24 protein-coding genes are annotated in these 23,965 nt (G+C 69.2%); 18 read left to right on the top strand and 6 right to left on the bottom strand.

Annotation, left to right across the window (positions count from 1 at the left end):
• Nucleotides 1-91 precede the first annotated feature (91 nt).
• Genes ftsH through ACFWNN_RS29100 form a run of 7 tightly spaced genes read left to right on the top strand, consistent with a single transcriptional unit; the run spans nt 92 to nt 6,579 of the window.
• Nucleotides 92-2,281 (top strand): ATP-dependent zinc metalloprotease FtsH, encoded by a 2,190-nt coding sequence (gene ftsH / locus ACFWNN_RS29130; protein ID WP_382443120.1) that lies wholly within the window; start codon nt 92-94, stop codon nt 2,279-2,281.
• Nucleotides 2,278-2,925 carry a GTP cyclohydrolase I FolE gene (folE, locus tag ACFWNN_RS29125; RefSeq protein WP_382443119.1) on the top strand — a complete coding sequence of 216 codons (648 nt, stop codon included), beginning with the start codon at nt 2,278-2,280 and terminating at the stop codon, nt 2,923-2,925. The genes ftsH and folE overlap by 4 nt, the downstream gene beginning before the upstream one ends.
• 32 nt (nt 2,926-2,957) lie before the next feature.
• The gene (folP, locus tag ACFWNN_RS29120; protein WP_382443241.1) at nt 2,958-3,743 is read left to right on the top strand and encodes a dihydropteroate synthase; all 786 of its coding nucleotides are present in this window, start codon (nt 2,958-2,960) and stop codon (nt 3,741-3,743) included.
• The gene (folB, locus tag ACFWNN_RS29115) at nt 3,736-4,131 is read left to right on the top strand and encodes a dihydroneopterin aldolase (protein WP_382443118.1); all 396 of its coding nucleotides are present in this window, start codon (nt 3,736-3,738) and stop codon (nt 4,129-4,131) included. The genes folP and folB overlap by 8 nt, the downstream gene beginning before the upstream one ends.
• Complete coding sequence (folK, locus tag ACFWNN_RS29110; RefSeq protein WP_382443117.1) at nt 4,128-4,622, top strand: 2-amino-4-hydroxy-6-hydroxymethyldihydropteridine diphosphokinase; 495 nt, start codon at nt 4,128-4,130, stop codon at nt 4,620-4,622. Before folB ends, folK begins: the two co-directional genes overlap by 4 nt.
• Complete coding sequence (locus tag ACFWNN_RS29105; RefSeq protein WP_382443116.1) at nt 4,619-5,071, top strand: DUF3180 domain-containing protein; 453 nt, start codon at nt 4,619-4,621, stop codon at nt 5,069-5,071. The genes folK and ACFWNN_RS29105 overlap by 4 nt, the downstream gene beginning before the upstream one ends.
• Before the next feature lie 50 nt (nt 5,072-5,121).
• Entirely contained in the window at nt 5,122-6,579 is a 1,458-nt protein-coding gene (locus tag ACFWNN_RS29100; protein ID WP_382443115.1) for a DUF6779 domain-containing protein, read from the top strand.
• On the opposite strand, the gene ACFWNN_RS29095 is transcribed toward ACFWNN_RS29100, so the two are convergent.
• From ACFWNN_RS29095 to ACFWNN_RS29085, 3 genes are all read right to left on the bottom strand, one after another.
• Nucleotides 6,580-7,659, bottom strand: a complete 1,080-nt coding sequence (locus tag ACFWNN_RS29095) for an NADH-quinone oxidoreductase subunit D (protein ID WP_382443114.1) — start codon at nt 7,657-7,659, stop codon at nt 6,580-6,582.
• A gap of 72 nt (nt 7,660-7,731) precedes the next feature.
• On the bottom strand, nt 7,732-8,154 hold the full coding sequence (locus ACFWNN_RS29090) for a DUF1203 domain-containing protein (RefSeq protein WP_382443113.1): 423 nt from the start codon (nt 8,152-8,154) through the stop codon (nt 7,732-7,734).
• A gap of 16 nt (nt 8,155-8,170) precedes the next feature.
• Nucleotides 8,171-9,085 carry an SAM-dependent methyltransferase gene (locus tag ACFWNN_RS29085; protein WP_382443112.1) on the bottom strand — a complete coding sequence of 305 codons (915 nt, stop codon included), beginning with the start codon at nt 9,083-9,085 and terminating at the stop codon, nt 8,171-8,173.
• 129 nt (nt 9,086-9,214) lie between these two features.
• Between ACFWNN_RS29085 and ACFWNN_RS29080 the strand changes: the two genes are divergently transcribed.
• The 5 genes from ACFWNN_RS29080 (at nt 9,215) to ACFWNN_RS29060 (ending at nt 13,488) form a co-directional block, all read left to right on the top strand.
• A complete protein-coding gene (locus tag ACFWNN_RS29080) occupies nt 9,215-10,318 on the top strand; it encodes a PrsW family intramembrane metalloprotease (RefSeq protein ID WP_382443240.1) in 1,104 nt (367 codons plus the stop codon).
• 102 nt (nt 10,319-10,420) lie between these two features.
• Nucleotides 10,421-11,311, top strand: a complete 891-nt coding sequence (locus tag ACFWNN_RS29075) for a Rossmann-like and DUF2520 domain-containing protein (RefSeq protein ID WP_382443111.1) — start codon at nt 10,421-10,423, stop codon at nt 11,309-11,311.
• Between the two features lies 1 nt (nt 11,312).
• Nucleotides 11,313-12,203, top strand: a complete 891-nt coding sequence (gene panC / locus ACFWNN_RS29070; protein ID WP_382443110.1) for a pantoate--beta-alanine ligase — start codon at nt 11,313-11,315, stop codon at nt 12,201-12,203.
• A gap of 9 nt (nt 12,204-12,212) precedes the next feature.
• Nucleotides 12,213-12,683: an aspartate 1-decarboxylase gene (gene panD / locus ACFWNN_RS29065; protein WP_285647731.1), complete on the top strand. Its 471-nt coding sequence runs from the start codon at nt 12,213-12,215 to the stop codon at nt 12,681-12,683.
• Between the two features lie 10 nt (nt 12,684-12,693).
• Nucleotides 12,694-13,488: a type III pantothenate kinase gene (locus ACFWNN_RS29060; RefSeq protein WP_382443109.1), complete on the top strand. Its 795-nt coding sequence runs from the start codon at nt 12,694-12,696 to the stop codon at nt 13,486-13,488.
• Here ACFWNN_RS29060 and ACFWNN_RS29055 read toward each other — a convergent pair.
• Nucleotides 13,478-14,233, bottom strand: a complete 756-nt coding sequence (locus ACFWNN_RS29055) for a class I SAM-dependent methyltransferase (protein WP_382443108.1) — start codon at nt 14,231-14,233, stop codon at nt 13,478-13,480. The two genes, ACFWNN_RS29060 and ACFWNN_RS29055, sit on opposite strands and share 11 nt — an antisense overlap.
• A 342-nt stretch (nt 14,234-14,575) precedes the next feature.
• Between ACFWNN_RS29055 and lysS the strand changes: the two genes are divergently transcribed.
• From lysS to ACFWNN_RS29030, 5 genes are all read left to right on the top strand, one after another.
• Nucleotides 14,576-16,030 carry a lysine--tRNA ligase gene (gene lysS / locus ACFWNN_RS29050; RefSeq protein ID WP_382443239.1) on the top strand — a complete coding sequence of 485 codons (1,455 nt, stop codon included), beginning with the start codon at nt 14,576-14,578 and terminating at the stop codon, nt 16,028-16,030.
• A 113-nt stretch (nt 16,031-16,143) separates the two neighbouring features.
• Nucleotides 16,144-16,494, top strand: coding sequence for an Lsr2 family protein (locus tag ACFWNN_RS29045; RefSeq protein ID WP_382443107.1), 351 nt, complete (start codon nt 16,144-16,146; stop codon nt 16,492-16,494).
• 314 nt (nt 16,495-16,808) lie between these two features.
• Complete coding sequence (locus ACFWNN_RS29040) at nt 16,809-17,801, top strand: FecCD family ABC transporter permease (RefSeq protein ID WP_382443106.1); 993 nt, start codon at nt 16,809-16,811, stop codon at nt 17,799-17,801.
• The gene (locus tag ACFWNN_RS29035; RefSeq protein WP_382443105.1) at nt 17,798-18,883 is read left to right on the top strand and encodes a FecCD family ABC transporter permease; all 1,086 of its coding nucleotides are present in this window, start codon (nt 17,798-17,800) and stop codon (nt 18,881-18,883) included. Before ACFWNN_RS29040 ends, ACFWNN_RS29035 begins: the two co-directional genes overlap by 4 nt.
• Nucleotides 18,880-19,698 (top strand): ABC transporter ATP-binding protein, encoded by an 819-nt coding sequence (locus ACFWNN_RS29030; RefSeq protein ID WP_382443104.1) that lies wholly within the window; start codon nt 18,880-18,882, stop codon nt 19,696-19,698. The genes ACFWNN_RS29035 and ACFWNN_RS29030 overlap by 4 nt, the downstream gene beginning before the upstream one ends.
• Here ACFWNN_RS29030 and ACFWNN_RS29025 read toward each other — a convergent pair.
• Both ACFWNN_RS29025 and ACFWNN_RS29020 read right to left on the bottom strand, forming a co-directional pair.
• A complete protein-coding gene (locus ACFWNN_RS29025) occupies nt 19,686-20,063 on the bottom strand; it encodes a hypothetical protein (protein WP_382443103.1) in 378 nt (125 codons plus the stop codon). The two genes, ACFWNN_RS29030 and ACFWNN_RS29025, sit on opposite strands and share 13 nt — an antisense overlap.
• A 41-nt stretch (nt 20,064-20,104) precedes the next feature.
• Nucleotides 20,105-20,908, bottom strand: a complete 804-nt coding sequence (locus tag ACFWNN_RS29020) for a (2Fe-2S)-binding protein (RefSeq protein WP_382443102.1) — start codon at nt 20,906-20,908, stop codon at nt 20,105-20,107.
• A gap of 317 nt (nt 20,909-21,225) precedes the next feature.
• Here ACFWNN_RS29020 and ACFWNN_RS29015 point away from each other — a divergent pair, with 317 nt between their 5' ends.
• On the top strand, nt 21,226-23,787 hold the full coding sequence (locus ACFWNN_RS29015) for an ATP-dependent Clp protease ATP-binding subunit (RefSeq protein WP_382443101.1): 2,562 nt from the start codon (nt 21,226-21,228) through the stop codon (nt 23,785-23,787).
• Nucleotides 23,788-23,965: the final 178 nt, after the last annotated feature.

The following is a 23,965-nucleotide window of genomic DNA, read 5'->3' as shown; positions in this document are numbered from 1 at the left end:
AGCGGTAGGCTGGTCGGACGCGGTATGTGGGTCTTCCACTGCCCGACGCGCAAGTCAGGGAGGGTCGAGGCCGCCCGCCGGCCGTAAGTGCATGGACCGCAAGCGCCTGCTTCGCAACCCGCTGCTGTGGATCGCTGCGGTGTTGCTGCTCTACTTCGTCTTCACCGTGCTCTTTGACGACTCACGGGGGTACCACCCGGTCAAGACGTCCCAAGCACTGCAACAGGTCAGGGACGGCAACGTCAAGGAAGCCACGATCGAGGACAAGGAGCAGCGTCTCCGACTCACCCTCGCCGACGGCAAGTCCTTCGAAGGCAGCAACCGCCTGATCACGCAGTACCCGGCCAGTGCGACGGACGAGATCTTCACCGTCCTCGACCAGGCCAGCAACAAGCCGACCGTCGAGACCAAGGTCAGCCAGGAGTCCATCCTGATGCAGATCTTGATCTACCTCGTGCCGCTCGGCCTGCTGTTGCTGCTGCTCATGTGGATGATGAACAACGCTCAGGGCGGCGGTAACCGCGTTCTGAACTTCGGCAAGTCCAAGGCCAAGCAGCTCTCCAAGGACATGCCCAAGACGACGTTCGCCGACGTCGCCGGCGCCGAGGAGGCCGTCGAGGAACTGGAAGAGATCAAGGACTTCCTCCAGAACCCCGGCCGCTACCAGGCGCTCGGCGCGAAGATTCCCAAGGGCGTGCTGCTGTACGGCCCGCCGGGAACCGGTAAGACGCTGCTCGCCAGGGCCGTCGCCGGTGAGGCGGGCGTGCCGTTCTACTCGATCTCCGGTTCGGACTTCGTCGAGATGTTCGTCGGTGTCGGTGCCTCGCGTGTGCGCGACCTGTTCGAGCAGGCCAAGCAGAACGCGCCGTGCATCATCTTCGTCGACGAGATCGACGCGGTGGGCCGCCACCGCGGTGCCGGTCTCGGCGGCGGGCACGACGAGCGCGAGCAGACGCTGAACCAGCTGCTCGTGGAGATGGACGGCTTCGACTCGCGCGGCGGGATCATCCTGATCGCGGCGACGAACCGTCCCGACATCCTCGACCCGGCCCTGCTGCGCCCCGGCCGCTTCGACCGCCAGATCCCGGTGTCCGCACCGGACCTGAAGGGCCGCAAGCAGATCCTGCGCGTGCACTCCAAGGGCAAGCCGCTCGCCGCGGACGCCGACCTCGACGGCCTCGCGAAGCGCACCGTCGGGTTCTCCGGCGCCGACCTCGCGAACGTCATCAACGAGGCCGCGCTGCTCACCGCCCGCCAGAACGGCCACACCATCACGGGTGCCGCGCTGGAGGAGTCGGTCGACCGCGTGATCGGCGGTCCGGCCCGCAAGAGCCGGATCATCTCCGAGAAGGAGAAGAAGATCACCGCGTACCACGAGGCCGGGCACGCCCTGGCCGCGTGGGCGATGCCGGACATCGACCCGGTCTACAAGGTCACGATCCTCGCCCGCGGCCGCACGGGTGGTCACACCCTCTCGGTGCCGGAAGAGGACAAGGACCTGATGACCAGGTCCGAGATGATCGCGCGACTGGTGTTCGCACTGGGTGGCCGTTCTGCCGAGGAGCTCGTCTTCCACGAGCCCACGACGGGTGCGTCCAACGACATCGAGCAGGCGACGAAGATCGCCCGCGCGATGGTCACCGAGTACGGCATGAGCGCGAAGCTCGGCGCCGTGAAGTACGGGCAGGAGCAGGGCGAGCCGTTCCTCGGTCGCTCGGCCGGTCGCCAGGCGGACTACTCGCTGGAGGTCGCGCACGAGATCGACGAGGAGGTGCGCAAGCTCATCGAGGCCGCGCACACCGAGGCGTACGAGGTGCTCAACACCTACCGCGACGTCCTCGACGACCTCACGCTCGAGCTGATCGACAAGGAGACCCTGCACCAGAAGGACCTGGAGCGGATCTTCGCCCGCGTCGAGAAGCGCCCGCGGATCACCCAGTTCAACGACTTCGGTGACCGCCAGCCGTCCGACATCCCGCCGGTCAAGACCCCTGGCGAGCTCGCCAGGGAGCGCGGGGAGCCGTGGCCGCCGGTCGTCGAGGACGCGATCGAGGAAGAGCTGCGCAAGGACGACGAGGCCGCCGCGGCGGAGCCCGTCACCGAGCAGCTGCCCTCGGCCAACGGCTCGAACGGCGCGCACCAGCCCGGCCAGCCGAACCAGGCGGTCCCGCCGAACTACGGCGCGCCTCCCGGCTGGACCCCGGCGACGGTGCCCGGCAGCAAACCGCACAACGTGTGGGAGCCGAAGAAGCCCCAGTCCGACCAGGACGAGCGGCAGTGACAGAGCAACAACAGCTCGACGGAGACGCCGGCCTCACCCACCACGGGGAGGCCGGCGTCTCCGCGCGGCGGGTCTTCGACCAGGCGCGGGCAGAGGCTGCGGTGCGCGAACTGCTGATCGCGTGCGGTGAGGACCCGGACCGGGAGGGTCTGCACGAGACACCCGCACGGGTGGCGCGTGCCTACAAGGAGTTGTTCGCGGGTCTCTACACCGAGCCGGACAGCGTGCTGGAGAAGACGTTCGGGGAGAGCCACGAGGAACTCGTGCTCGTCACGGACATCCCGATGTTCAGCTTCTGCGAGCACCACCTGCTGCCGTTCCACGGCGTCGCGCACGTCGGGTACATCCCGAACGAACAGGGCCGCGTCACGGGCCTGTCGAAGATCGCCCGCCTGGTCGACCTCTACTCGAAGCGGCCGCAGGTGCAGGAGCGGCTGACGTCGCAGGTCGCGGACGCCCTGGTGCGCAAGCTCGAACCGCGCGGCGTGATCGTCGTGATGGAGGCGGAGCACCTGTGCATGGGCATGCGCGGCGTGCGCAAGCCCGGTTCCCGCACGACGACGTCCGCGGTGCGCGGGCTGCTGCGCACGTCGGCGTCGACGCGGGCGGAGGCGATCGAGCTGATCAGGGGCCGGACGAGGTGAACGGACTGCCTCGTCCCGGCCGCTGTGTCGTGATGGGCGTGCTGAACGTGACGCCCGACTCGTTCTCCGACGGCGGGCGCTACATCGACCGGCGGGACGCGGTCGCGCACGGCGTCGAGATGTTCAAGCGCGGCGCGGACGTGATCGACGTGGGCGGTGAGTCGACCCGGCCCGGCGCCCTGCGCGTCGAACCGGCCGAGGAGATCGCCCGCATCGTGCCGGTGATCCGCGCGCTGGTGTCCGACCAGGTGCCGGTCAGCGTCGACACGATGCGTGCTTCCGTTGCGGCGGCGGCGTTGGAGGCGGGCGCGTCGATCGTGAACGACGTGTCCGGTGGCCTCGCCGATCCGGAGATGGCGTCGGTCGTCGCCGCTGCCGGTGTGCCGTACGTGCTGATGCACTGGCGCGGGCACAGCACCGAGATGGACGAGCTGGCCACGTACGACGACGTGGTGACGGACGTTCGTTCGGAGCTGCTGGAGCGCGTCGAGGCCGCGCTGGCCGCCGGCGTCGCGGAGTCGTCGATCGTGCTCGACCCCGGACTGGGGTTCGCGAAGCTCGGCGACCACAACTGGGAGTTGTTGCAGCGTCTGGACGAACTGGTCGAGCTGGGCTTCCCGGTGCTGGTGGGGGCGTCACGCAAACGCTTCCTCGGCACGTTGCTCGGCAACCGGCCGCCGGACGGCAGGGAGGACGCGACGGCGGCGATCTCGGCGCTGGCCGCGTTCAACGGGGCTTGGGGTGTGCGGGTGCACGACGTCGACCGGACGCTGGACGCGGTCGCCGTCGCCGGTGCGTGGAGGCGGGGACATGGCTGACCGGATCGCGTTGACGGGGCTGCGGGTGCGCGGCCACCACGGGGTCTTCGAGCACGAGAAGCGCGACGGGCAGGAGTTCGTCGTCGACATCACGCTGTGGCTGGACCTCTCGTCCGCGTCCCGCACGGACGACCTGAAGGAGACGTACCACTACGGCGAGCTCGCCGAGATGGCCGCGAAGATCGTCGGGGGCGAGCCGTACGACCTCATCGAGACGGTGGCGGGCAAGATCGCCGACGCCGCGATGACGGACACGAGGCTGCACGCGGTCGAGGTGACGGTGCACAAGCCGTCCGCGCCGATCCCGCTGACGTTCGACGACGTGTCGGTGACGATCCGCCGCTCACGCCGCCTCGCCGCCCCGCTGCCTCCCAGGGAGAAGTCTTGAGCCGCGCCGTTCTCTCGATCGGCTCGAACCTCGGTGACCGCTTCGCCTTCCTGCAGTCCGTGGTGGACGGGCTGAAGCCGCACGTCGTGGCGGTGTCGCCGGTGTACGAGACGGCGGCGTGGGGCGTCGAGGACCAGCCGGACTTCCTCAACGCCGTCCTGGTCGTCTCGGCCGGCGACGTGGACGAGTGGGGCTGGCTGCGCCGCGGGCAGGCGCTGGAGAACGCCGCCGGACGCGTGCGGGAGCAGCGCTGGGGACCGCGCACGTTGGACGTGGACGTGGTTTCGGTGGACGGGGTGACCTCGGACCACCCGGAGCTGCTGCTGCCGCATCCTGGGGCGTTTGAGCGCGCAACAGTCCTCATCCCGTGGCTCGACGTGGAGCCCGATGCCGTGCTGCCGGGGCACGGACCCGTTGCGGGGCTGGAGTTCTCGGCCGACGGCGTGCGACGGCGTGACGATCTCGTGCTTTCCGGTTGGATGGACTCGTGAGGTTCACCCGTCCCCGCGACCTGACCGCCGTCGCGCTCATCGCCGCGTTGCTGGCTCATCTGCTGCTGCGACTCGCGTACGACACGTTGCCGCCGTTGCCCGTGCTGGCCGGGTCGACGTTGTTCGTCATCGCGGTCGTGGAGGTCGTTCTCGCGTTCTCGCTGCGGGCGCGGATCCAACGCCGTCCGGGGGCGCGGGCGGTGCAGCCGCTGACGGCCGCGCGGGCCGTCGCTTTGGCAAAGGCTTCGTCTGTTTTGGGCGCTTTGATGTTGGGTGTCTGGACCGGTGTCCTGGTGTACGTGATCCCCGTCCGCGACTCGTTCCCGGCGGCCTCGAACGACCTGGTGGCAGCCGTGATCGGGATGATCTCGGCCGCTGCGCTGACCGCCGCAGCGCTGTGGCTGGAGCACTGCTGCAAGACGCCCAATGAGAGTTCCGGGACGGAATAGATACCCGGCCGTAGGTCTCAGTCGCATAACTACGCGGTACCGTAGTGCGCATGACCGGGCGAGGCGCGTCGACCGACGACGAGCAAGAAGATCACGGTCGTGGCTCCGGGCGGTTGCTGTTAGTAGCAGCACTGGCGCTCGCCCTCGTGGCCGCGGCGGTGCTCGTGCTGAGCGATAGCGCCCGAATGCTGCGTCTGGCCGTGGTGGCCGCGTTGTGGGCGGCTCTGGTGGGTGCTTTTCTCGCCGCCAAGTACCGCAAACAGGTCACCGAGCGTGACGACGAGGTGGCCGACCTCCAGTCGGTCTACGAGCTCGAGCTGGAGCGTGAGGTAGCCGCCCGGCGCGAGTACGAGCTGGAGATCGAGTCCGAGACCCGCAAGCGGATCGAGGAGGAGTCGCGGGCCGACATCGAGGCCCTGCGCGCCGACCTCCACGCCCTGCGCGACAACCTCCAGGGCCTGCTGGGCGGTGACGTCCTGGTCGAACGCGTGGCGTTGCGCGCCGAGTCGACCCGGCTGCGATCGCTCGCCTCCGAGGCGTCCCGCCTGACCGCCGGCGCCGAGCAGCGCATCATCAACGCGAAGCCCGCGATCACCGCCTCCGTTCCGGCCGAGAAGCCGTCCGAGCGCACCGAGCTGATCGAGCGCGTCGCCCACGAGGCCGCCAAGGTGCAGCCGCCGCGCCGCGAGCCCGTCCGTCCCGAGCCGGTGCGCCCGGAGCGCGTGCAGAGCTCGCCGCGCCCGCAGCCCGCCGTGATCCGCCGCGAGCCCGTGAAGGCCGCCGTGAAGCAGGAACCCCCGCGCCCGCAACAGCGTCCGGGTGCCGCCGCGGCCTCCGTCTCCGCCCGCCTCGCCAACCCCGCCGCCAAGACCCCGCCGCCGCCGACCGTGCAGGCGCAGCCCGTCCAGGCGCAGGTCCACCGCACCGAACGGGTCCAGCGCCCGCAGCAGCCCGTCGCCCGCGCCGAGGCTCCCGCGGCTCCGAAGCCGACCCCGAAGCCGGTCGAGACCCGCAAGGCGCGTCAGGCCGAGCGCACCGAGATGATCGACCCGAAGTCGCTCCAGCAGACTGGCGGAGGCCGTCGCCGCGCCGACGACCGCCCTGCCGCCGCGGCCGCGCCGGCTCCGGTGCAGGACAGCGGTTCGTGGGAGACCCTGAAGCCGGACGCGCCTTCGTCCAGCCGCCGCCGTGAGGAACCGTCCCGCCGCACCGCGTCCGAGGACTCGCTGGTCTCGCTTCCGCCGGTGGGCCGTCGTTCGGCCTCCGAGCAGTCGTCGACGAGGCTCCCGGCCGTGACGCCGAGCCGACGCCCCGCGGACGAGCCCTCCGTGTCCGGCCGTCGTGTCGCCGAGGACTCCTCGACGCGGCTGCCGGTGGTCTCCACGGGCCGCCGAGCGGCCCCGGAGGACCCGTCAGGGGCCCACGCGGACGGCAAGTCCGTCAGCGAGCTGCTCGCCTCCCTGGGCGGCGGGGACGCCCCGCGCCGCCGCCGTCGCCGCGACGACTAGCTACTTGTCGATGTCGCCGACGATGACGGCGAACGAGCTCAGCACGTGCGGCAGGTCGTCGACCTTCGTGCCGGGCAGCAACGCGGACAACGCCTGCACGTTGTTGAACGACGGCGTCCTGAGCTTCAGCCGCCACGGCGTCTTCTCGCCCCGTGACGACAGGTGCACCCCGGACGTGCCGAGCGGCGCCTCGACCCGCGTGTAGACCGATCCCTCCGGCGCCTTGATCGCCTTGGGCAGCCGGAGGTTCACCGCCCCCTCCGGCAGTCGCTCGAGGCAGGCCCGGGCGAGCTCGACCGACCTGGCGACCTCGTCCAGGAGGCAGCGCACCCGTGCCGCCGCATCGCCTTCGGTGCGGACGATCGGCGTGAACCCGAGCGCCCTGTAGGCGGGCAACGGGTCGTCGCGCCGGAGGTCGAAGTCGACCCCGCTGGCCCTGCCGATCGGCCCGGTGACCCCGTACTGCTCGGCGCTCTCCCTGGTGAGCACGCCCAGCCCTTCGAGCTTCCCGAGGTCGATGTCGAGCGTGTCCACAGTGGACAGAAATGCCGCGACCCGGTCCGTCCAGCCCGCGGGGACGTCCTCCCGCAGCCCGCCGATCCGGTTGAACATGAAGTGGATGCGCCCGCCCGAGGCTTCCTCCATGAGCGCCTGCACGCCCTCGCGGTGCACGGCGGCCTCGGGGGCCAACGGCGTCAGGAACACCATGTGCGCCATCAGCCTGTTGAGCTCGCAGAGCAACGCCCGCAACCACTGCGCTCTCGCCGGAACGTCCATGCCCGTCATGCGTTCCACGGCCAGCGCCACCGCGAGCTCGTTGCAGAAGGCCGACAACCAGTCGTGCCGGTTGGCCAGCGTGAGCACCTGCCGGTAGTCCCGCACCTCGAACAGCTTCTCGGCCCCGCGGTGCAGGTGCCCGACCAACGGCTCGGCCCGCGTGATCACCAGCTCGGGCGTGACGGTCAGCCTCAGGCGGTACGCGCCGTGGGCGGAGGGGTGCAGGGGCCCGAGGTCGACGACGCGGTCGACGCCCAGGTACCGGGCGCCCGCGCCCACGCCGACGGTGATCTGCTCGCTCACCCGAGCATGGTTTCACGGGGGCGGGAGCAGGGTGCGCACGGTGGAAGCGAGCCCGCGGCGAGGCGGCGGTCGTCAGTCCCTGGTCACCCCGAAGAAGAAGCAGCCGTGCGACACGCTCCGCACCTGCACCGCCTCGATCGAAGGATCGTTGAACAATCCCTCGATCTCGCGATCGAACGCACCCGGCTCGACCACGACGCCGTCGTGGATCTGACCTGCGGCGTTGTAGGAACGAAGGATCCGGGGATTGTTCAACAAGTCAACAGGGAGACGATCCAGCAACGCCCCACCAGGGCACTCCACGTGCGTGAAGACCGGCCCCGTCTCGGCGTAGGGCCCGGCCCCGAACGGCGGCGAGTAGCGGAACAACCAGACCGGCTCGTCGGCCAGCGACTTGCGCAGGCAGCACCGCAACGGCACGCCGGGCTCGGACGCGCGGTACTCCCGGCCGGGGTCGGCGAAGGAGGCATCAGGCGACACGGTGTGAATCAGCATGACCCAACGATCGCGGTCAGCAGTCGCGAAAGCTGGCGGGATTCGGACGCCAAGCAGGCAGCGCCGGCAGCAGGTCCGCCACCGCCACCCCGCGCCCGTGCAGCAACCACCCGAACGCCCCGAGCCCGGCCTCGGACCGCAGTTCGGACACCCGGCCGGCCCGGGCAGCGGACTCCAGCCAGGACCACCCGGACCCGGACACCTCCGAGCTCAACCCCAAGGCACCCAACGCATCCCGCTGCGACACGAGCACGAAGTCCCCGTCGGCGGCCTCGGCACAGGCGTCCAGGGCCACGTGCGCGGTGATGTCACAGGACCCGTCGAACACCACCGGAACCTGACGTCCGTCCCGGTACCCGGTCAGGGAGAAGTGCCGCGACGACACCAGATGCCCGTAGTCGATCGCCAGGGCGGCCCCGCGCACCGAAGCGACGGCCGCGGCCCAGGCGGCATCCCGGGGCGCCCCGACCTCAGCCTGCTCACCAGCGCGAAGCGAAGGCCACCACCGGGTGATCCACGGGTCGGCGGAAGGCCCGGTCACCACCGGACACGGAACGGCGTCCAACCACTCGTGCGCGACCAGCAGCCCAACGCACGAAGGCACCTCCGAAGTCCAGGAAACGCCGGGCAGCGGAACGAAAGGACCGACCTCGACGGCCGTCACCCGAAGCCGCGAAGCCAGCGAACCAGAGGCGAGCGAACGGACGGCGTAGGCGAGCTCACCGCCGCCGGCCCCGACGTCGACGAAGTCCAAGACCGGGGGAGATCCGAGCGCGGAGTCCACCCTGGACAGCAGCTCCACCAGCGCCTCGGCGAGTTCCGGACCGACCAGCGGAGACGTCCGGAAGTGCGCCGCGGGCTTCTCGCCGCGGGCGAAGAAGCCACCGGGGCCGTACAACGCGGCGTGCCAAGCGGCTTCCCAGTCGAACATCGGACAAGTGTGCATCTAAGGTCATTTCTCGTGACCGACGCCGACCTCACGCCGACGCCGAAGAGGCCACCAACGCCGCAGACACCGGCCGGCCCGGGTGGTGCCACCGCCGCGCCCACCAAGAAGCGCATCGAGCAACGCCGCTGGACCGTCCTGTTCCCGGTCGTGGCGCTCATCGCGCTGGCCGCGGCCGGGCTGGTGCTGTTCGCGCTGGGCACGTCGAGCATCGGCATCGAACCGCTGCTGGTGGGTGCCGCGGCCGCGCTGATCCCCGTCGCGTTCGTCGTGAGCGCGTTCCTGTGGATCGACCGGTGGGAGCCGGAGCCGGCGAAGATGCTGCTCTTCGCGTTCATCTGGGGCTCGTGCGGCGCCACGATCAGCTCGCTCGCGTTCAACCAGACGTCCAGGGTCCTCGGCGACCTGCTGACCAACGACGGCGCCACGTTCACGGCCGTCGTGGGGGCGCCGATCGTGGAGGAGGCGACGAAGGCCGCGTTCCTCATCGCCGTGTTCCTGCGCCGCAGGCACGAGTTCGACGGCGTCGTGGACGGCATGGTCTACGCGGGCATCACGGCCGCGGGCTTCGCGTTCACCGAGAACATCTGGTACTTCGGCCGGGTCTTCCTCACCGACGGCCTCGGCAACATGGGTGGCGGCGTGGTCGCGTTGTTCATCCTGCGCGGCGTGCTGTCGCCGTTCGCGCACCCGCTCTTCACGGCCATGACGGGCATCGGCGTCGGCATCGCGGCGATGACGAGCAACGCCAAGGTGAGGATCTTCGCGCCGATCGGCGGCTACGTGCTGGCGGTCGGGCTGCACTCGTTGTGGAACTTCAGCACCACCGTCGGCACGGGCGCGGAGTTCATCAACCTCTACTTCCTGATCATGGTGCCGGTGTTCGCCGGTGCGGTGGCGATCGTCGTGTGGCAACGCAGACGAGAGCAGCGGATCGTCGCCGGGCAGCTCGCCGCGATGGCGCAGAACCGGTGGATCGCCAACAGCGAGGTCGCTCTGCTGGCGAGCCTCAACGGCCGGCGCAACTGGCTGCGGGCGGTCAAGCGCAAGTCGGGGGAGCAGTCGGTGAAGGCCGTGAAGAGCTACCAGATCGCGGTCACCGAACTCGCCTTCCTGCGGCACCGGATCGAGCAGGGAACGGCCGGTCAGAGCGCCGAGCAACGGCACGGCGTGCTGCTCGACACCCTGCACGCCGCCAGGGCCGCCGCCCGCCGGTGAGACCGGTCACCGCCAGCGGAATGCCAGGACCGGCGGGGCTACCCTCGGCCACGTCGTCCGGTACCCGTGCCAGGGACTGGAACGTCAGAAGGAGTTAGTCGCATGGACGCGACCCCACGTCCGGCGAGGCTTGCCGTAGGTGTGATCTCGGCCGGCCGCGTCGGTTCCGTGCTGGGCGCCGCGCTGGCCAGGACGGGCCACGTGGTGACCGGCGTTGCCGCCGTCTCCCAGGCCTCCCGCAACCGCGCGGAGGAACTGCTGCCCGGCGTCCCGATCGCCGACCCCACCGAAGTCGCCCAACGAGCCGACCTGGTGCTGCTCGCGGTGCCGGACGACGCGCTGGAAGGCCTGGTCAAGGGCCTGATCGCCACGGAGTCGCTGCGCGCGGGCCAGATCGTCGTGCACACCAGCGGCGCGCAGGGCGTCAAGGTCCTCGAACCCGCCGCCGAACTGGGCGCGCTCACGCTCGCGCTGCACCCCGTCATGACGTTCACCGGCCGTCCGGAGGACCTGCAGCGGATGAACTCGGCGTGCGTCGGCGTCACGGCCGCGGACGGCGACGAGGTGGCCTGGAGCGTCGGCGAGGCGCTGGTCGTCGAGATGGACGCGGAACCCGTCCGGGTGCCGGAGGCCGTCCGCCCGCTCTACCACGCGGCACTGGCCCACGGCGCGAACCACCTGATCACGCTCGTGCGCGACGCCGCCGACCTGCTCACGAACGCGGGCGTGGCCAACGCCGAACGCCTGCTCGGCCCGTTGCTGTCCGCCGCGCTCGACAACGCGCTGCGCCACGGCGACAGGGCCCTCACCGGTCCGGTCGCGCGAGGCGACACGGGTACCTTGCGCAAGCACCTCGGCGTGCTCGCGCAGCAGGCGCCCGAGACACTGCCCAGCTACCGCGTGCTCGCCCGCCGCACCGCCGAGCGGGCCGAGCGGTCCGGGCTGCTCAAGCCCGACGCGGCAGAAGACGTTCGCACCACTCTTGAGGACTGACGTGACGAAGCCACTGACCAAGGACGACTACCGCCCGGACGACGTCACGGTGCACCGCGACCCCGAGCGGCTGAACAGGGTGATCAAGGCCCTGCGGGGAGCCGGCCGCAACGTCGCGCTGGTGCCCACGATGGGCGCTCTGCACGCCGGCCACCGGCAGCTGATCCGCGAGGCCAAGGTCATGCAGAACACGGTGATCGTCGTGTCGATCTTCGTGAACCCCCTGCAGTTCGGGCCGAACGAGGACCTCGACAAGTACCCGCGCCAGTTCGAGTCCGATGTGGACATCTGCCGCGAGGAACGCGTCGGCATCGTGTTCGCGCCGTCCGTCGAGGACATGTACCCGGCCGGTGCACAGGTCACGATCAACCCCGGTCCGCTCGCCGACGAGCTGGAGGGCGCGGTCCGCCCCGGTCACTTCGCGGGCGTGCTCACCGTCGTGTCGAAGCTGTTCAACATCGTGCAGCCCACGTACGCGGTGTTCGGGCAGAAGGACTACCAGCAGCTCCAGCTGATCCACCAGATGGCGCGCGACCTCAACTTCCCGCTCGACGTCGTCGGCGTGCCGACGGTCCGCGAGCACGACGGCCTCGCGCTGTCGTCCCGCAACGCCTACCTGACCCCGGAGCAGCGGCACAGCGCCGTCACGCTGTCGGCCGCGCTGACCGCCGGCGCGCACGTCAGCGCGCAGGGCGCCGACGCGGTGCTCAAGGCCGCGCACGACGTGCTGGCGCAGGCGCCCGAGGTCGAGCTCGACTACCTGGAGCTGCGCGGGCCCGGCCTCGGTCCCGCGCCGGAGAACGGCGACGCGCGGCTGCTCGTGGCGGCACGCGTCGGTTCCACCCGCCTGATCGACAACATCGCGGTGTTGCTCGGCGAAGGCGACGAGTAGGGGGATGCCATGTTCCGCACGATGCTGAAGTCCAAGATCCACCGGGCCACCGTGACGCAGGCGGACCTGCACTACGTCGGCTCGGTGACGGTGGACGAGGACCTGATGGAGGCCGCCGACCTGCTGGCGGGCGAACAGGTCGCCATCGTCGACGTCACCAACGGCGCCCGCTTGGAGACCTACGTCATCCCCGGCGAGCGCGGCACCGGCGTGCTGGGCATCAACGGCGCCGCGGCGCACCTCGTGCACCCCGGCGACATCGTCATCCTGATCGCCTACGGGCAGATGGACGACGCGGAGTCGCGGTCGTACAAGCCGCGCGTCGTGTTCGTGGACGCCGACAACAAGGTCGTCGACCTCGGCGCCGACCCCGCGCACGCGCCGGAGGGGTCCGGTCTGGTGAACGGCTCCACGAGCGCGCCTTCTTCTGAGACCGTTGAGGCGACGGCGCTCGACGCGCTGATCCAGGCCGAGAACTGAGGGATCACACGTGCTGCTCGCCATCGACGTCGGCAACACCAACATCGTGCTCGGTCTGTACGACGGGGTCGGTGACTCGGCCCCGCTCGTGCGCGACTGGCGGATGCGCACCGACGCCAGGATGACCGCCGACGAGCTCGCGCTGACCATGCGCGGCCTGCTCGGCGAGTACGCCGACAAGATCACCGGCATCTCCGCGCTGTCCACCGTGCCCGCGGTGCTGCGCGAGCTGAGGGTCATGCTCGGCCGCTACTACGACGCCGTGCCGAAGATCCTCGTCGAGCCGGGCGTGAAGACCGGCGTCCCGCTGCTCGTCGACAACCCGAAGGAGGTGGGCTCGGACCGCGTGATCAACACGCTGGCCGCGCACCACCTCTACGCGACCTCGTGCATCGTGGTCGACTTCGGCACGTCCACGAACCTCGACGTGATCTCGTCGCGCGGCGAGTTCCTCGGCGGCGCGCTCGCGCCCGGCATCGAGATCTCGGTCGACGCGCTCGCGTCGCGCGCCGCCCAGTTGCGCAAGGTCGAGCTGGTCAAGCCCCGCAACGTGATCGGCAAGAACACCGTGGAGTGCCTGCAGTCGGGCATCGTCTACGGGTTCGTCGGGCAGGTGGACGGGCTGGTGCGCAAGATCACCGAGGAGCTCAAGCAGACCGACCCCGGTCCCGTGACGGTGATCGCCACGGGTGGGCTGGCGCCGTTGGTCGTGGCGGAGTCCTCGACGATCGCGCACCACGTGCCCGACCTGACCTTGCTGGGGTTGCGCATGGTCTTCGAGCGCAACATGCCGGCTAGTCGCTGAGCCGCACCATCCGGTAGGCCTCCGCACGCAGGGGGACGTCGAACGGCCCGTTCGACGTCTCCGGGCGTTCGCGCAGGAACGCCAGCATCTTCTCGTTGATCGCCGCGCGTTCGTCCTCCTCGATGACGATCATGCGCGAGTACGTGTTGGTCGTGGCGACGAGCGCCTCCGGCGAGTCCCGGCGCAGCGAGTGCGTGAAGACCTCGCCCTCCACCGGACCGAACGCCGGGTGAGCCATGATCTCGCTCGGGGTGTTCCGGCCGGACTCGACGCTGCCCTCGGAGACCTTGGAGAGCTCGGACAGCCACTCGACGTCCGGGTCCTCCACGATCCACATCGCCACCAGCACGCCGCCGGGCCGCAGCACACGGGCGATCTCCGGCAGCGCCTTGTTCTGGTCGAACCAGTGGAACGCCGTGCCGACGAACACCGCGTCGACCGTCTGGTCCGGCACCGGGATGTGCTCGGCGTGGCCCGGTAGCGCGCGCACGCCGTGCACGCGACGCACCAGTTCGGACAGCATCTGCTCGTTGGGCTCCACGGCTGTCACGCGGTGCCCCTCGGCGCACAGGACAGAGGTCAGCTTGCCGGTGCCGGCGGCCAGGTCGAGCACGTCGAGGTGCTCGGTCGTGCCCAGTGGCTCCAGTGCCCACCGGATCGCCGCCACGGGATAGTCAGGCCGGTGTTCGGCGTAGGCCTCGGCCTGCGCACCGAACGAGTCCGCTCGCCTCGCGTGTAGATCCATCTGTCCAACCTAGTGGCGTAGTGCAGAACGTTGGCGAACGGATTCACGCTCAGCAGGGTGCGTCGCGGCACCGCCCCCACGCCCCCGTACAACCAGTACGAGGACGTGGGGGCGGCACCACGACGCACCCGTCTGACCGCGAATCCGTCGGCAACGTTCTGCACTACGCCACTGGTGAGAAGACGGGCACACGGGTTGGTCTGGTCGGACCGATCCGCCGATCTTCCAACGAATTAGTGGTATCCGGTTCGCTTTGGGTTCGCAGGTGTCCGTACCCTTCTCCGCGTGAGTGAGCAGCCGAAGCAAAACCTCGTGACCAGCGAAGAAGACCTGCCAGAGCAGATGCGCGTGCGCCGGGAGAAGCGTGCGCGGCTGCTCGCTTCCGGTAAGGAGCCGTATCCCGTCGAAGTCGCGCGCACGCACACGTTGCGCGAGATTCGCGACGCGCATCCCGAACTCGAACCCGACACCCAGACCGGTCAGGTCGTGGGCATCACCGGACGTGTGATGTTCATGCGCAACACCGGAAAGCTGTGCTTCGCGACGTTGCGCGAAGGCGATGGCACCGAACTGCAGGCGATGCTGAGCCTCGCCGGTGTCGGTGAAGAAGCGCTTTCCGAGTGGAAGACCGACGTCGACCTCGGCGACCACGTTTTCATCCACGGCGAGGTCATCAGCTCGCGCCGCGGAGAGCTTTCCGTGATGGCCGACGAGTGGCAGCTGACGTCGAAGTCGCTGCGCCCGTTGCCGACGCTGCACCAGGAACTCGGCGAGGAAACCCGCATTCGTCAGCGATACGTCGACCTGATCGTGCGGCCGATGGCGCGTGACACTGTTCGGACCCGTGCGAACGTGGTTCGTTCCTTGCGCGACTCGTTCCACCGGCGTGGATTCCTCGAAGTCGAGACGCCGATGTTGCAGTCGCTGCAGGGTGGTGCGTCCGCACGTCCGTTCATCACGCACTCGAACGCGCTCGACATCGACCTGTTCCTGCGCATCGCGCCGGAGCTGTACTTGAAGCGCTGCGTCGTCGGTGGCATCGAGAAGGTCTTCGAGATCAACCGCAACTTCCGCAACGAGGGTGTGGACTCGTCGCATTCGCCCGAGTTTTCGATGCTGGAGTACTACGAGGCGTACGCCACGTACGACACGAACGCGGTACTGACGCGCGAGCTGATCCAGGAAGCGGCGGAAGCCGTGACGGGTTCTCAGATCGTCACGTTGGCGGACGGCACCGAGTACGACCTCTCGGGTGAATGGACGACGCTCAGCATCTACGAGTCGTTGTCGGATGCTGTTGGTGAGGAAATCACCCCCGAGACGTCGCCTGAGGCGCTGCGCAAGCTTTGTGACCGGCACGAACTCGAGGTCAACCCGAAGTTCGGGCACGGCAAGCTGGTCGAGGAGCTGTGGGAGCACCTGGTGTGCGACTCGCTCTACGCGCCCACGTTCGTGCGCGACTACCCGGTCGAGACGTCCCCGCTGACCAGGCAGCACCGCAGCAAGCCGGGTGTCGCCGAAAAGTGGGATCTGTACGTGCGCGGATTCGAACTCGGCACCGGTTACTCCGAACTGGTGGACCCCGTCATCGAGCGGGAACGCCTGGAAGCACAGGCGCGTCTTGCGGCCGCGGGTGACAACGAGGCGATGCCGGTCGACGAAGACTTTCTGCGATCACTGGAGTACGGAATGCCACCGAGTGGTGGCGTCGGAATGGGTATCGATCGCCTCCTGATGGCCCTCACGGGTCTGGGTATCCGCGAGACCATCTTGTTCCCGCTCGTTCGCCCTGAATGAGTAACTTTCCGGATGTCGATAGGTGCAATGCGGCACCCGTGCGCTAACCTGCCTCGCAGAAGGCTTTAGTTGGCGACGCGGGTGACCGCGCATTCGGGGTCCTGGAGGAACGCATGGCGCAGAAGGTCACGGTGACCCTCGTCGACGATCTGGACGGTTCCACTGCGGAGGAGACCGTCGAGTTCGGGCTGGATGGTGTCAGCTACACGATCGACCTTTCCCAGGGCAATGCGGGCAAACTGAGGGACGCTCTCGCGGACTTCGTCGGAGGCGCTCGTCGCGCCGGTGGCCGCAAGCGCATCGGACCGGGTCGTCCGGCGGGCAGCGTGAAGGCGCGCCCCGCATCGGCGGATCGTGAGCAGAACCAGGCCATTCGCGAGTGGGCCCGCAAGCAGGGCATGAAGGTGTCGGACCGCGGCCGCATCCCGGCCGAGGTGCTCGACGCCTACCACCAGCAGGGCTGAAATTCGGTAAAGCACGAAGGGGTTCCGGGGAAGATTCCTCGGAACCCCTTCGTGTTATTTGAGTGACTGATCAACTACTTGCGGGCAGAACGATGCGATCCAAACGAGGTCGGGAAACGTTTTGCTTCTGATCATTTAGTTGATCTGACAACGGGTTGGTATTTCTCTGCCCGCCTCCGAACCTCGGCCGCGATCCACGCGTGGTGCACGTGGCCGATGTTGGGGATGTGACCAGAACCTGACCCCGCCACCTCGGCCTTCCCGGCCGCGTCAGTTAGGGTTACCTGTCCTAACTGGAGCTAGGAGGGTGGGCCTTGGGTCGTAGGTCGCTGGGCCTGCTCTTCCTGCTGGTCGTGCTGGTCGCCGTCTGTCTGGCGAGCATCGCGATCGGCTCGAAGGAGATCCCGTTGTCCGGGGTCTGGCACGGTCTCTTCACGCCGACCGGCGTCGAGGACGACGTGGTGATCCGCGAGCTGCGGATCCCGCGCACGTTGCTCGGCGTCGTCGTCGGCATCGCACTCGGTGTGGGTGGCGCTCTCATGCAGGGCCACACGCGCAACCCGCTGGCCGATCCCGGCATCCTCGGCGTCACGCACGGCGCGGCGCTCGCGGTGGTGCTGTCGATCTTCCTGCTGGGCGTGAACTCGCTGGTCGGCTACATCTGGTTCGCCTTCGCCGGCGCGATGATCGCGAGCGTCCTGGTGTTCTTGCTCGGCTCGGCCGGGCGGGGCGGCCCGTCGCCGGTGACGCTGGCCCTGGCCGGTGCCGCGGTGTCCGCGCTGATGAACGGCCTGGTGTCGGCGATCGTGCTGCTCGACCAGCAGTCGCTCGACGCGTTCCGGTTCTGGCAGGTCGGCGCCATCGCGGGCCGCGACCTGACCGTGCTGACGCAGGTGGCGCCGTTCCTCTTCATCGGCCTCGGCATCGCCGCGTTGAACGCGCCGGGCCTCAACGCCATGTCGCTCGGTGAGGACGTGGCGAAGTCGCTCGGCGTCAACGTGAGCCGGACGCGCGGGCTCGGCATCTTCGCCATCACGCTGCTGGTGGGCGGGGCCGTGGCCGCGTGCGGGCCGATCGGGTTCCTCGGGCTCGTCGTGCCGCACATCGCGCGGGCGTTCACCGGCCCGGACTACCGCTGGATCCTGCCGTACTCGGCACTGCTCGGGTCGATCCTGATCCTGTTCGCCGACATCGTCGGCCGGGTGGTCGCCCGCCCGTCCGAGGTGGAGGTCGGCGTGATGCTGGCGCTCATCGGGGCGCCGTTCTTCATCTACCTCGTGCGCCGCAAGAAGCTGGTGAAGATTTGACGACGACCGAGGTGAAGAAGGCCCCTGCGGCCGCCAAGCCCGCGCTGCGGATCGGCGCGGCCTCGTTCCGCCTGCGCCGCCGCCCGATGCTGGTGGTGGCCGCGGCACTGGTCGTGCTGGCCTGCCTGCTCGTCGCCGACATCATGATCGGCGACTTCCCGCTGTCCGTGTCGCAGGTCGTCAACACCCTGCTCGGCGGAGGCTCGCGCCGCGACCAGTTCGTGGTGATGGAGCTCCGGATGCCGCGCGCGCTCACGGGCCTGCTGGTCGGCGCCGCGCTCGGGCTCTCCGGCGCGATCTTCCAGGCCATCGTGCGCAACCCGCTCGCGTCGCCCGACATCCTCGGCGTCACCTGGGGTGCCGGTGCCGGGGCCGTCTCGGTGATCACCTTCGCCGGGTCGCTCGGCGTGGTCACGGGCAGCGCGGCCTCGGTCGGCGTGCCGCTCGCGGCCCTGGTCGGCGGCCTGTCCGCGGGCCTGCTGGTCTACGCGCTGGCGTGGCGGCAGGGCATCGAGGGCTTCCGGATGGTGCTGGTCGGCATCGGCATCACCGCCGTGGCCGGCAACTTCACGCACTACCTGCTGACCGTGGGCGACGTGCTGGACGCCGGCCGCGCGATGGTGTGGATCACCGGCTCGCTCAACGGCCGCGGCTGGGAGCACGTGGTCCCCGTCGCCATCGCGCTGGTGGTGCTGATCCCCGTCGCGCTGATCGGCGGCCACGTGCTCGGCGCGCTCCAGTTCGACGACCAGACGTCGCGCGGCCTGGGCATCCGGGTCAACGTCGCCCGGTCGTTCCTGATCATCGTGGCGATCGTGCTGGCGTCCGTGGCGACCGCCGCGGCGGGCCCGATCACGTTCGTCGCGCTGGCCTCGCCGCAGATCGCGCTGCGGCTCTGCGGCACCGCGCAGCCGCCGTTGTTCGGCTCGGCGGTGATCGGCGGCGCGCTGGTCATGCTGTCCGACCTGGTGGCCAGGACGATCTACACCACCGAGCTGCCGGTCGGTGTCATCACCGCCGTGCTCGGTGCGCCCTACCTGATGTTCCTGCTGATCCGAAGCCGCCGGGAGGCGCGGGTATGAGTGTGCGTCTTGAGGCTTCGTCGCTGTCGATCGGCTACGGCGAGCGGCTGATCGTCGACAGCCTGGACCTGTCGATCATGGGAGGGACGGTCACCGCGGTGATCGGTCCCAACGGCTGCGGCAAGTCGACCCTGCTGAAGGCGTTGGGGCGCCTGCTCCCCGCCCGGTCCGGCGCCGTGCTGCTGGACGGCAAGCAGATCGAGTCGATGTCGACCCGGGACGTGGCGCGCGTGCTGGGGATGCTGCCCCAGTCGCCGTCCGCGCCCGAGGGCCTGACGGTCGCCGACCTCGTCGCGCGCGGCCGGCACCCCCACCAGTCCTGGTACAGGCAGTGGTCCTCGGACGACGCCGCCGCAGTCGACGCCGCGCTGGAGATGACCGGCATCCTCGACCTGGCCGAACGGACCGTCGACGAGCTGTCCGGCGGGCAGCGGCAGCGGGCCTGGATCTCGATGGCGCTGGCCCAGGGCACGGACCTGCTGCTGCTCGACGAGCCGACGACCTACCTGGACCTCGCGCACCAGATCGACGTGCTGGACCTGGTGCAGGAGCTGCACGCGTCGATGGGCCGCACGATCGTGATGGTGCTGCACGACCTGAACCTGGCCGCCCGGTACGCGGACAACATCGTCGCGATGCGGGCGGGCAAGATCGTGTCGCAGGGGACGCCCGCCGAGGTCCTCACCGAGCAGATGCTGCTGGAGGTCTTCGGACTGGACGCCCGCGTCGTCGAGGACCCCGTCTCCGGTACGCCGCTGGTGGTCCCGGTCGGATCGCGGCACCGGCTGCCGGAGCCCGAGGTTCAGAGCGGGTAGGGGCCGAACCGGGCCCAGGCGACGAACACCGGCGGGAACGCGAGCCAGATCGTGCCGAGGACCCAGAAGCCCGGCCCGATCTCGCCGGCGCCGAACTGCCGCGCGGGGAGGTAGCACGCGGGGGCGACGAGCAGCAGGGCGGCGATCGGCGTCAGGATCGTCGCCTTTCCGATCAGGCCGGGGATGATCAACGCCGTTCCGCACGCCACCGACGCGAGGCCGCGCGCCACCGCGGCCGCGCGGTCGCCCACCTGGACCCACCTGCCGTGCAGGTAGACCCGGTCGGGGTCGAAGACGGTCATCAGGCCCGAGGGAATGGTCAGGAACGCCATCACGCCTTGGAGAACCCACAGCAGCACGTTCACGAACGGCACGTTAGGGACGAACGCCCGGGAGGGGTCCCGCGTCAGTTGCAGGTGCGCGGGCAGGCCGTGCAGGGCTCGGCGTTCGGCAGCACGTAGTGGAAGCAGCAGCTGTTCCGCTTGCGCTTCCAGCCTTCCTCGGTGAAGTGCAGCGTCGAAGCCGACACGAACGGCTCCAGCTTCTCCGGCAGGATCATCGCCGCGTCCGTGACGCCCGCGTTCTCGTCGCCGAACAGCCGGCCGGCGGCCCACGGGCCGTACTCCAGCATGTCGGTCGCGGCTGCCCAGAGCGTGCGGCGGCCGAAGCGGACCACCTGGCCGAACGACGCGACGAACTGGGCCGCGTGGGCGGCGTAGCGGGCGCGCAGGATCGCGGCCAGCGCGGACTCGGAGGCGACGACGGTGGCGGCCGGGTGGTTCGAGGCCGGGTCGTCGGGCAGGCACGCGAACTCGTCGCACATCAGCGCGATGCCGTCGGGGTGCGGGCGGCCCTCGGTGTTGATCCGGAACGCCAGGTCGGACGGCTTGAGCGTCGGCACCCGGCGGGCGGTGTGGAAGAGCAGACCCGCGAGATAACCGGGCTGGTGCAGGTACCAGCCCATGATGTAGCCGGCGGTGGCGCGGTCGTCGGACTCGCCGTACTGCTCCACCATCCACTCGGCCAGGTCCTTGCGCCACAGGTCGAACCGCGACGGCTCGGCCAGCAGGTCCGAACAGATCGTCCAGTCCTGCGCGGGGGTGGGCGTGCCGAACCTGATCTCGGAGCCGGTCTGCAGGCGGGCGATGGATTCGGCCAGTGGCGTGAGCGCACGCGGGTTCTGCTGTGAGACCCTCGCAGGTACGGTCAACGCGCAAGTCCAATCTCATCTATGAGGCTTGCCTAACCTTACCCAAGATCGCGCGTCTTATGCCTCCTCAGGTGGCCCCGGTCACAGGAGTATCGCTCAAAGGTGGCTTGTTCGCGTTCAGCGGACATCGCCCGATACGTGGAATCCGTTGCTTCCGACCTGCGTTGATGCAGACGTCAACGTTCACCGGACGCGGCTTGCCGCTGATGGGAACCACAGGCCTCGGTACCGCCCACTACAGTGGAGCCACGGTGCCGCGCTCACCAGGGTAGATCGGTGGAGCCGAGGACCGCCGACGCAGCAGTCAGGGAGTGCGAATGTTCGAAAGGTTCACCGACCGCGCGAGGCGGGTGGTTGTCCTTGCCCAAGAAGAGGCACGGATGCTCAACCACAACTACATCGGCACCGAGCACATCCTCCTGGGTCTGATCCACGAGGGTGAAGGTGTCGCCGCCAAGGCGCTCGAGTCGTTGGGGATTGCGCTGGAAGGCGTCCGCCAACAGGTCGAGGAGATCATCGGCCAGGGGCAGCAGGCCCCCAGCGGTCACATCCCCTTCACCCCACGTGCGAAGAAGGTCCTGGAGCTCTCACTGCGTGAGGCGCTTCAGCTCGGCCACAACTACATCGGCACCGAGCACATCCTGCTCGGCCTGATCCGCGAGGGCGAGGGCGTCGCCGCCCAGGTCCTGGTGAAGCTCGGCGCCGACCTGAACAGGGTGCGTCAGCAGGTGCTCCAGCTGCTGTCCGGTTACTCCACCGAGAAGGGTGCGGCGGAGTCGACCGGTCGTGGCGAGGGCACGCCGTCGTCGTCCCTGGTGCTGGACCAGTTCGGGCGCAACCTCACTGCCTCGGCGCGTGAGGGCAAGCTCGACCCGGTCATCGGTCGCACCAAGGAGATCGAGCGGGTCATGCAGGTGCTGTCCCGCCGCACCAAGAACAACCCGGTCCTCATCGGCGAGCCCGGCGTCGGCAAGACCGCCGTCGTCGAGGGTCTCGCGCAGATGGTCGTCAAGGGCGAGGTGCCCGAGACGCTCAAGGACAAGCAGCTCTACACGCTCGACCTCGGCTCGCTGGTCGCGGGCTCGCGCTACCGCGGTGACTTCGAAGAGCGCCTGAAGAAGGTCCTCAAGGAGATCCGCACGCGCGGCGACATCATCCTGTTCATCGACGAGATCCACACGCTCGTCGGCGCGGGTGCGGCCGAGGGCGCGATCGACGCCGCGTCGATCCTCAAGCCGATGCTGGCTCGCGGTGAGCTGCAGACGATCGGTGCCACCACGCTCGACGAGTACCGCAAGCACGTCGAGAAGGACCCCGCGCTGGAGCGCCGCTTCCAGCCGATCCAGGTGGGCGAGCCGTCGCTCGAGCACACCATCGAGATCCTGAAGGGCCTGCGCGACCGGTACGAGGCGCACCACCGCGTCTCGATCACCGACTCCGCGCTGGTCGCCGCCGCCACGCTGGCCGACCGGTACATCAACGACCGGTTCCTGCCGGACAAGGCGATCGACCTCATCGACGAGGCGGGCGCGCGCATGCGCATCCGCCGGATGACCGCGCCGCCGGACCTGCGCGAGTTCGACGAGAAGATCGCGGACGTGCGTCGCGACAAGGAGTCCGCGATCGACGCGCAGGACTTCGAGCGCGCCGCCAAGCTCCGTGACGCGGAGAAGCAGCTCCTGGGCCAGAAGGCCGAGCGGGAGAAGCAGTGGAAGGACGGTGACCTGGACGTCGTCGCGGAGGTCGACGAGGAGCAGATCGCCGAGGTCCTCGCCAACTGGACCGGCATCCCGGTGTTCAAGCTCACCGAGGAGGAGACCTCGCGTCTGCTCCGCATGGAGGACGAGCTGCACAAGCGGATCATCGGCCAGACCGACGCGGTCAAGGCCGTGTCGCAGGCGATCCGCCGCACCCGCGCCGGCCTGAAGGACCCGAAGCGCCCCTCCGGCTCGTTCATCTTCGCCGGCCCGTCCGGTGTCGGTAAGACCGAGCTCTCGAAGGCGCTCGCGAACTTCCTGTTCGGCGAGGACGACGCGCTCATCCAGATCGACATGGGCGAGTTCCACGACCGCTACACGGCGTCGCGGCTCTTCGGTGCCCCTCCCGGTTACGTCGGCTACGAAGAGGGCGGCCAGCTCACCGAGAAGGTGCGCCGCAAGCCGTTCTCCGTCGTGCTCTTCGACGAGATCGAGAAGGCGCACAACGAGGTCTACAACACGCTGCTCCAGGTGTTGGAAGACGGCCGCCTGACCGACGGTCAGGGCCGGACGGTGGACTTCAAGAACACCGTCATCATCTTCACCTCGAACCTGGGCACGTCCGACATCAGCAAGGCCGTCGGCCTCGGCTTCACCTCGGGTCAGGACACCGCGTCCAACTACGAGCGCATGAAGAACAAGGTCAACGACGAGCTGAAGAAGCACTTCCGCCCCGAGTTCCTCAACCGCATCGACGACATCATCGTCTTCCACCAGCTGACTCAGGACGAGATCATCAAGATGGTGGACCTGATGATCGCCCGCGTCGAGACGCAGCTGAAGAACAAGGACATGGCTCTCGAGCTGACCGACAGGGCCAAGTCCCTGCTCGCGAAGCGCGGGTTCGACCCGGTGCTGGGCGCTCGCCCGCTGCGCCGCACGATCCAGCGCGAGATCGAGGACCAGCTGTCGGAGAAGATCCTGTTCGGCGAGATCCAGCCGGGCCAGATCATCATCACCGACATCGAGGGCTGGGACGGCGTCTCGGACGACCACGACAAGGCGAAGTTCGTCTTCCGCGGCGAGGCCAAGCCGAACCGCGTGCCGGACGCCCCGCCGGTCGACCTGACCGCCTCGGCGGCCGTCGAGCCGCAGGACGCCCCGGCGACCGAAACCGAGTGATCTAGAGGCAGTACCCGCAGACCGGCCCCCAGGCTTTCGAGCCCGGGGGCCGGTCTCGTTTTCGCGGCGCCCGGATCGACGGCGTCGTGTGACATCAATCCGCCTCGCGGATTCGCCCGTTTTGCTGCCGGAACGGCAGTTCGCTGCCAGCATTGGCCCTCGGCCCGCACGATCAACT

This window comes from Lentzea sp. NPDC058450 (assembly GCF_042721395.1).
In the GTDB taxonomy this organism is placed as follows: domain Bacteria; phylum Actinomycetota; class Actinomycetes; order Mycobacteriales; family Pseudonocardiaceae; genus Lentzea.
The sequence above is the reverse complement of the archived record's forward strand: the minus strand, read 5'-3'. Positions and strand labels throughout refer to the sequence as shown.

What these genes read in the sequence shown, in the direction of transcription:
- ACFWNN_RS29030 (WP_382443104.1), top strand. Translation starts at nt 18,880, where the DNA reads ATGAGTGTGCGTCTTGAGGCTTCGTCGCTGTCGATCGGCTACGGCGAG.
- ACFWNN_RS29085 (WP_382443112.1), bottom strand. Translation starts at nt 9,085, where the DNA reads ATGTTCGACTGGGAAGCCGCTTGGCACGCCGCGTTGTACGGCCCCGGT.
- panD (WP_285647731.1), top strand. Translation starts at nt 12,213, where the DNA reads ATGTTCCGCACGATGCTGAAGTCCAAGATCCACCGGGCCACCGTGACG.
- folP (WP_382443241.1), top strand. Translation starts at nt 2,958, where the DNA reads ATGGGCGTGCTGAACGTGACGCCCGACTCGTTCTCCGACGGCGGGCGC.
- ACFWNN_RS29045 (WP_382443107.1), top strand. Translation starts at nt 16,144, where the DNA reads ATGGCGCAGAAGGTCACGGTGACCCTCGTCGACGATCTGGACGGTTCC.
- ACFWNN_RS29055 (WP_382443108.1), bottom strand. Translation starts at nt 14,233, where the DNA reads ATGGATCTACACGCGAGGCGAGCGGACTCGTTCGGTGCGCAGGCCGAG.
- lysS (WP_382443239.1), top strand. Translation starts at nt 14,576, where the DNA reads ATGCGCGTGCGCCGGGAGAAGCGTGCGCGGCTGCTCGCTTCCGGTAAG.
- ACFWNN_RS29090 (WP_382443113.1), bottom strand. Translation starts at nt 8,154, where the DNA reads ATGCTGATTCACACCGTGTCGCCTGATGCCTCCTTCGCCGACCCCGGC.
- ACFWNN_RS29015 (WP_382443101.1), top strand. Translation starts at nt 21,226, where the DNA reads ATGTTCGAAAGGTTCACCGACCGCGCGAGGCGGGTGGTTGTCCTTGCC.
- ACFWNN_RS29100 (WP_382443115.1), top strand. Translation starts at nt 5,122, where the DNA reads ATGACCGGGCGAGGCGCGTCGACCGACGACGAGCAAGAAGATCACGGT.
- ACFWNN_RS29075 (WP_382443111.1), top strand. Translation starts at nt 10,421, where the DNA reads ATGGACGCGACCCCACGTCCGGCGAGGCTTGCCGTAGGTGTGATCTCG.
- folB (WP_382443118.1), top strand. Translation starts at nt 3,736, where the DNA reads ATGGCTGACCGGATCGCGTTGACGGGGCTGCGGGTGCGCGGCCACCAC.
- ftsH (WP_382443120.1), top strand. Translation starts at nt 92, where the DNA reads ATGGACCGCAAGCGCCTGCTTCGCAACCCGCTGCTGTGGATCGCTGCG.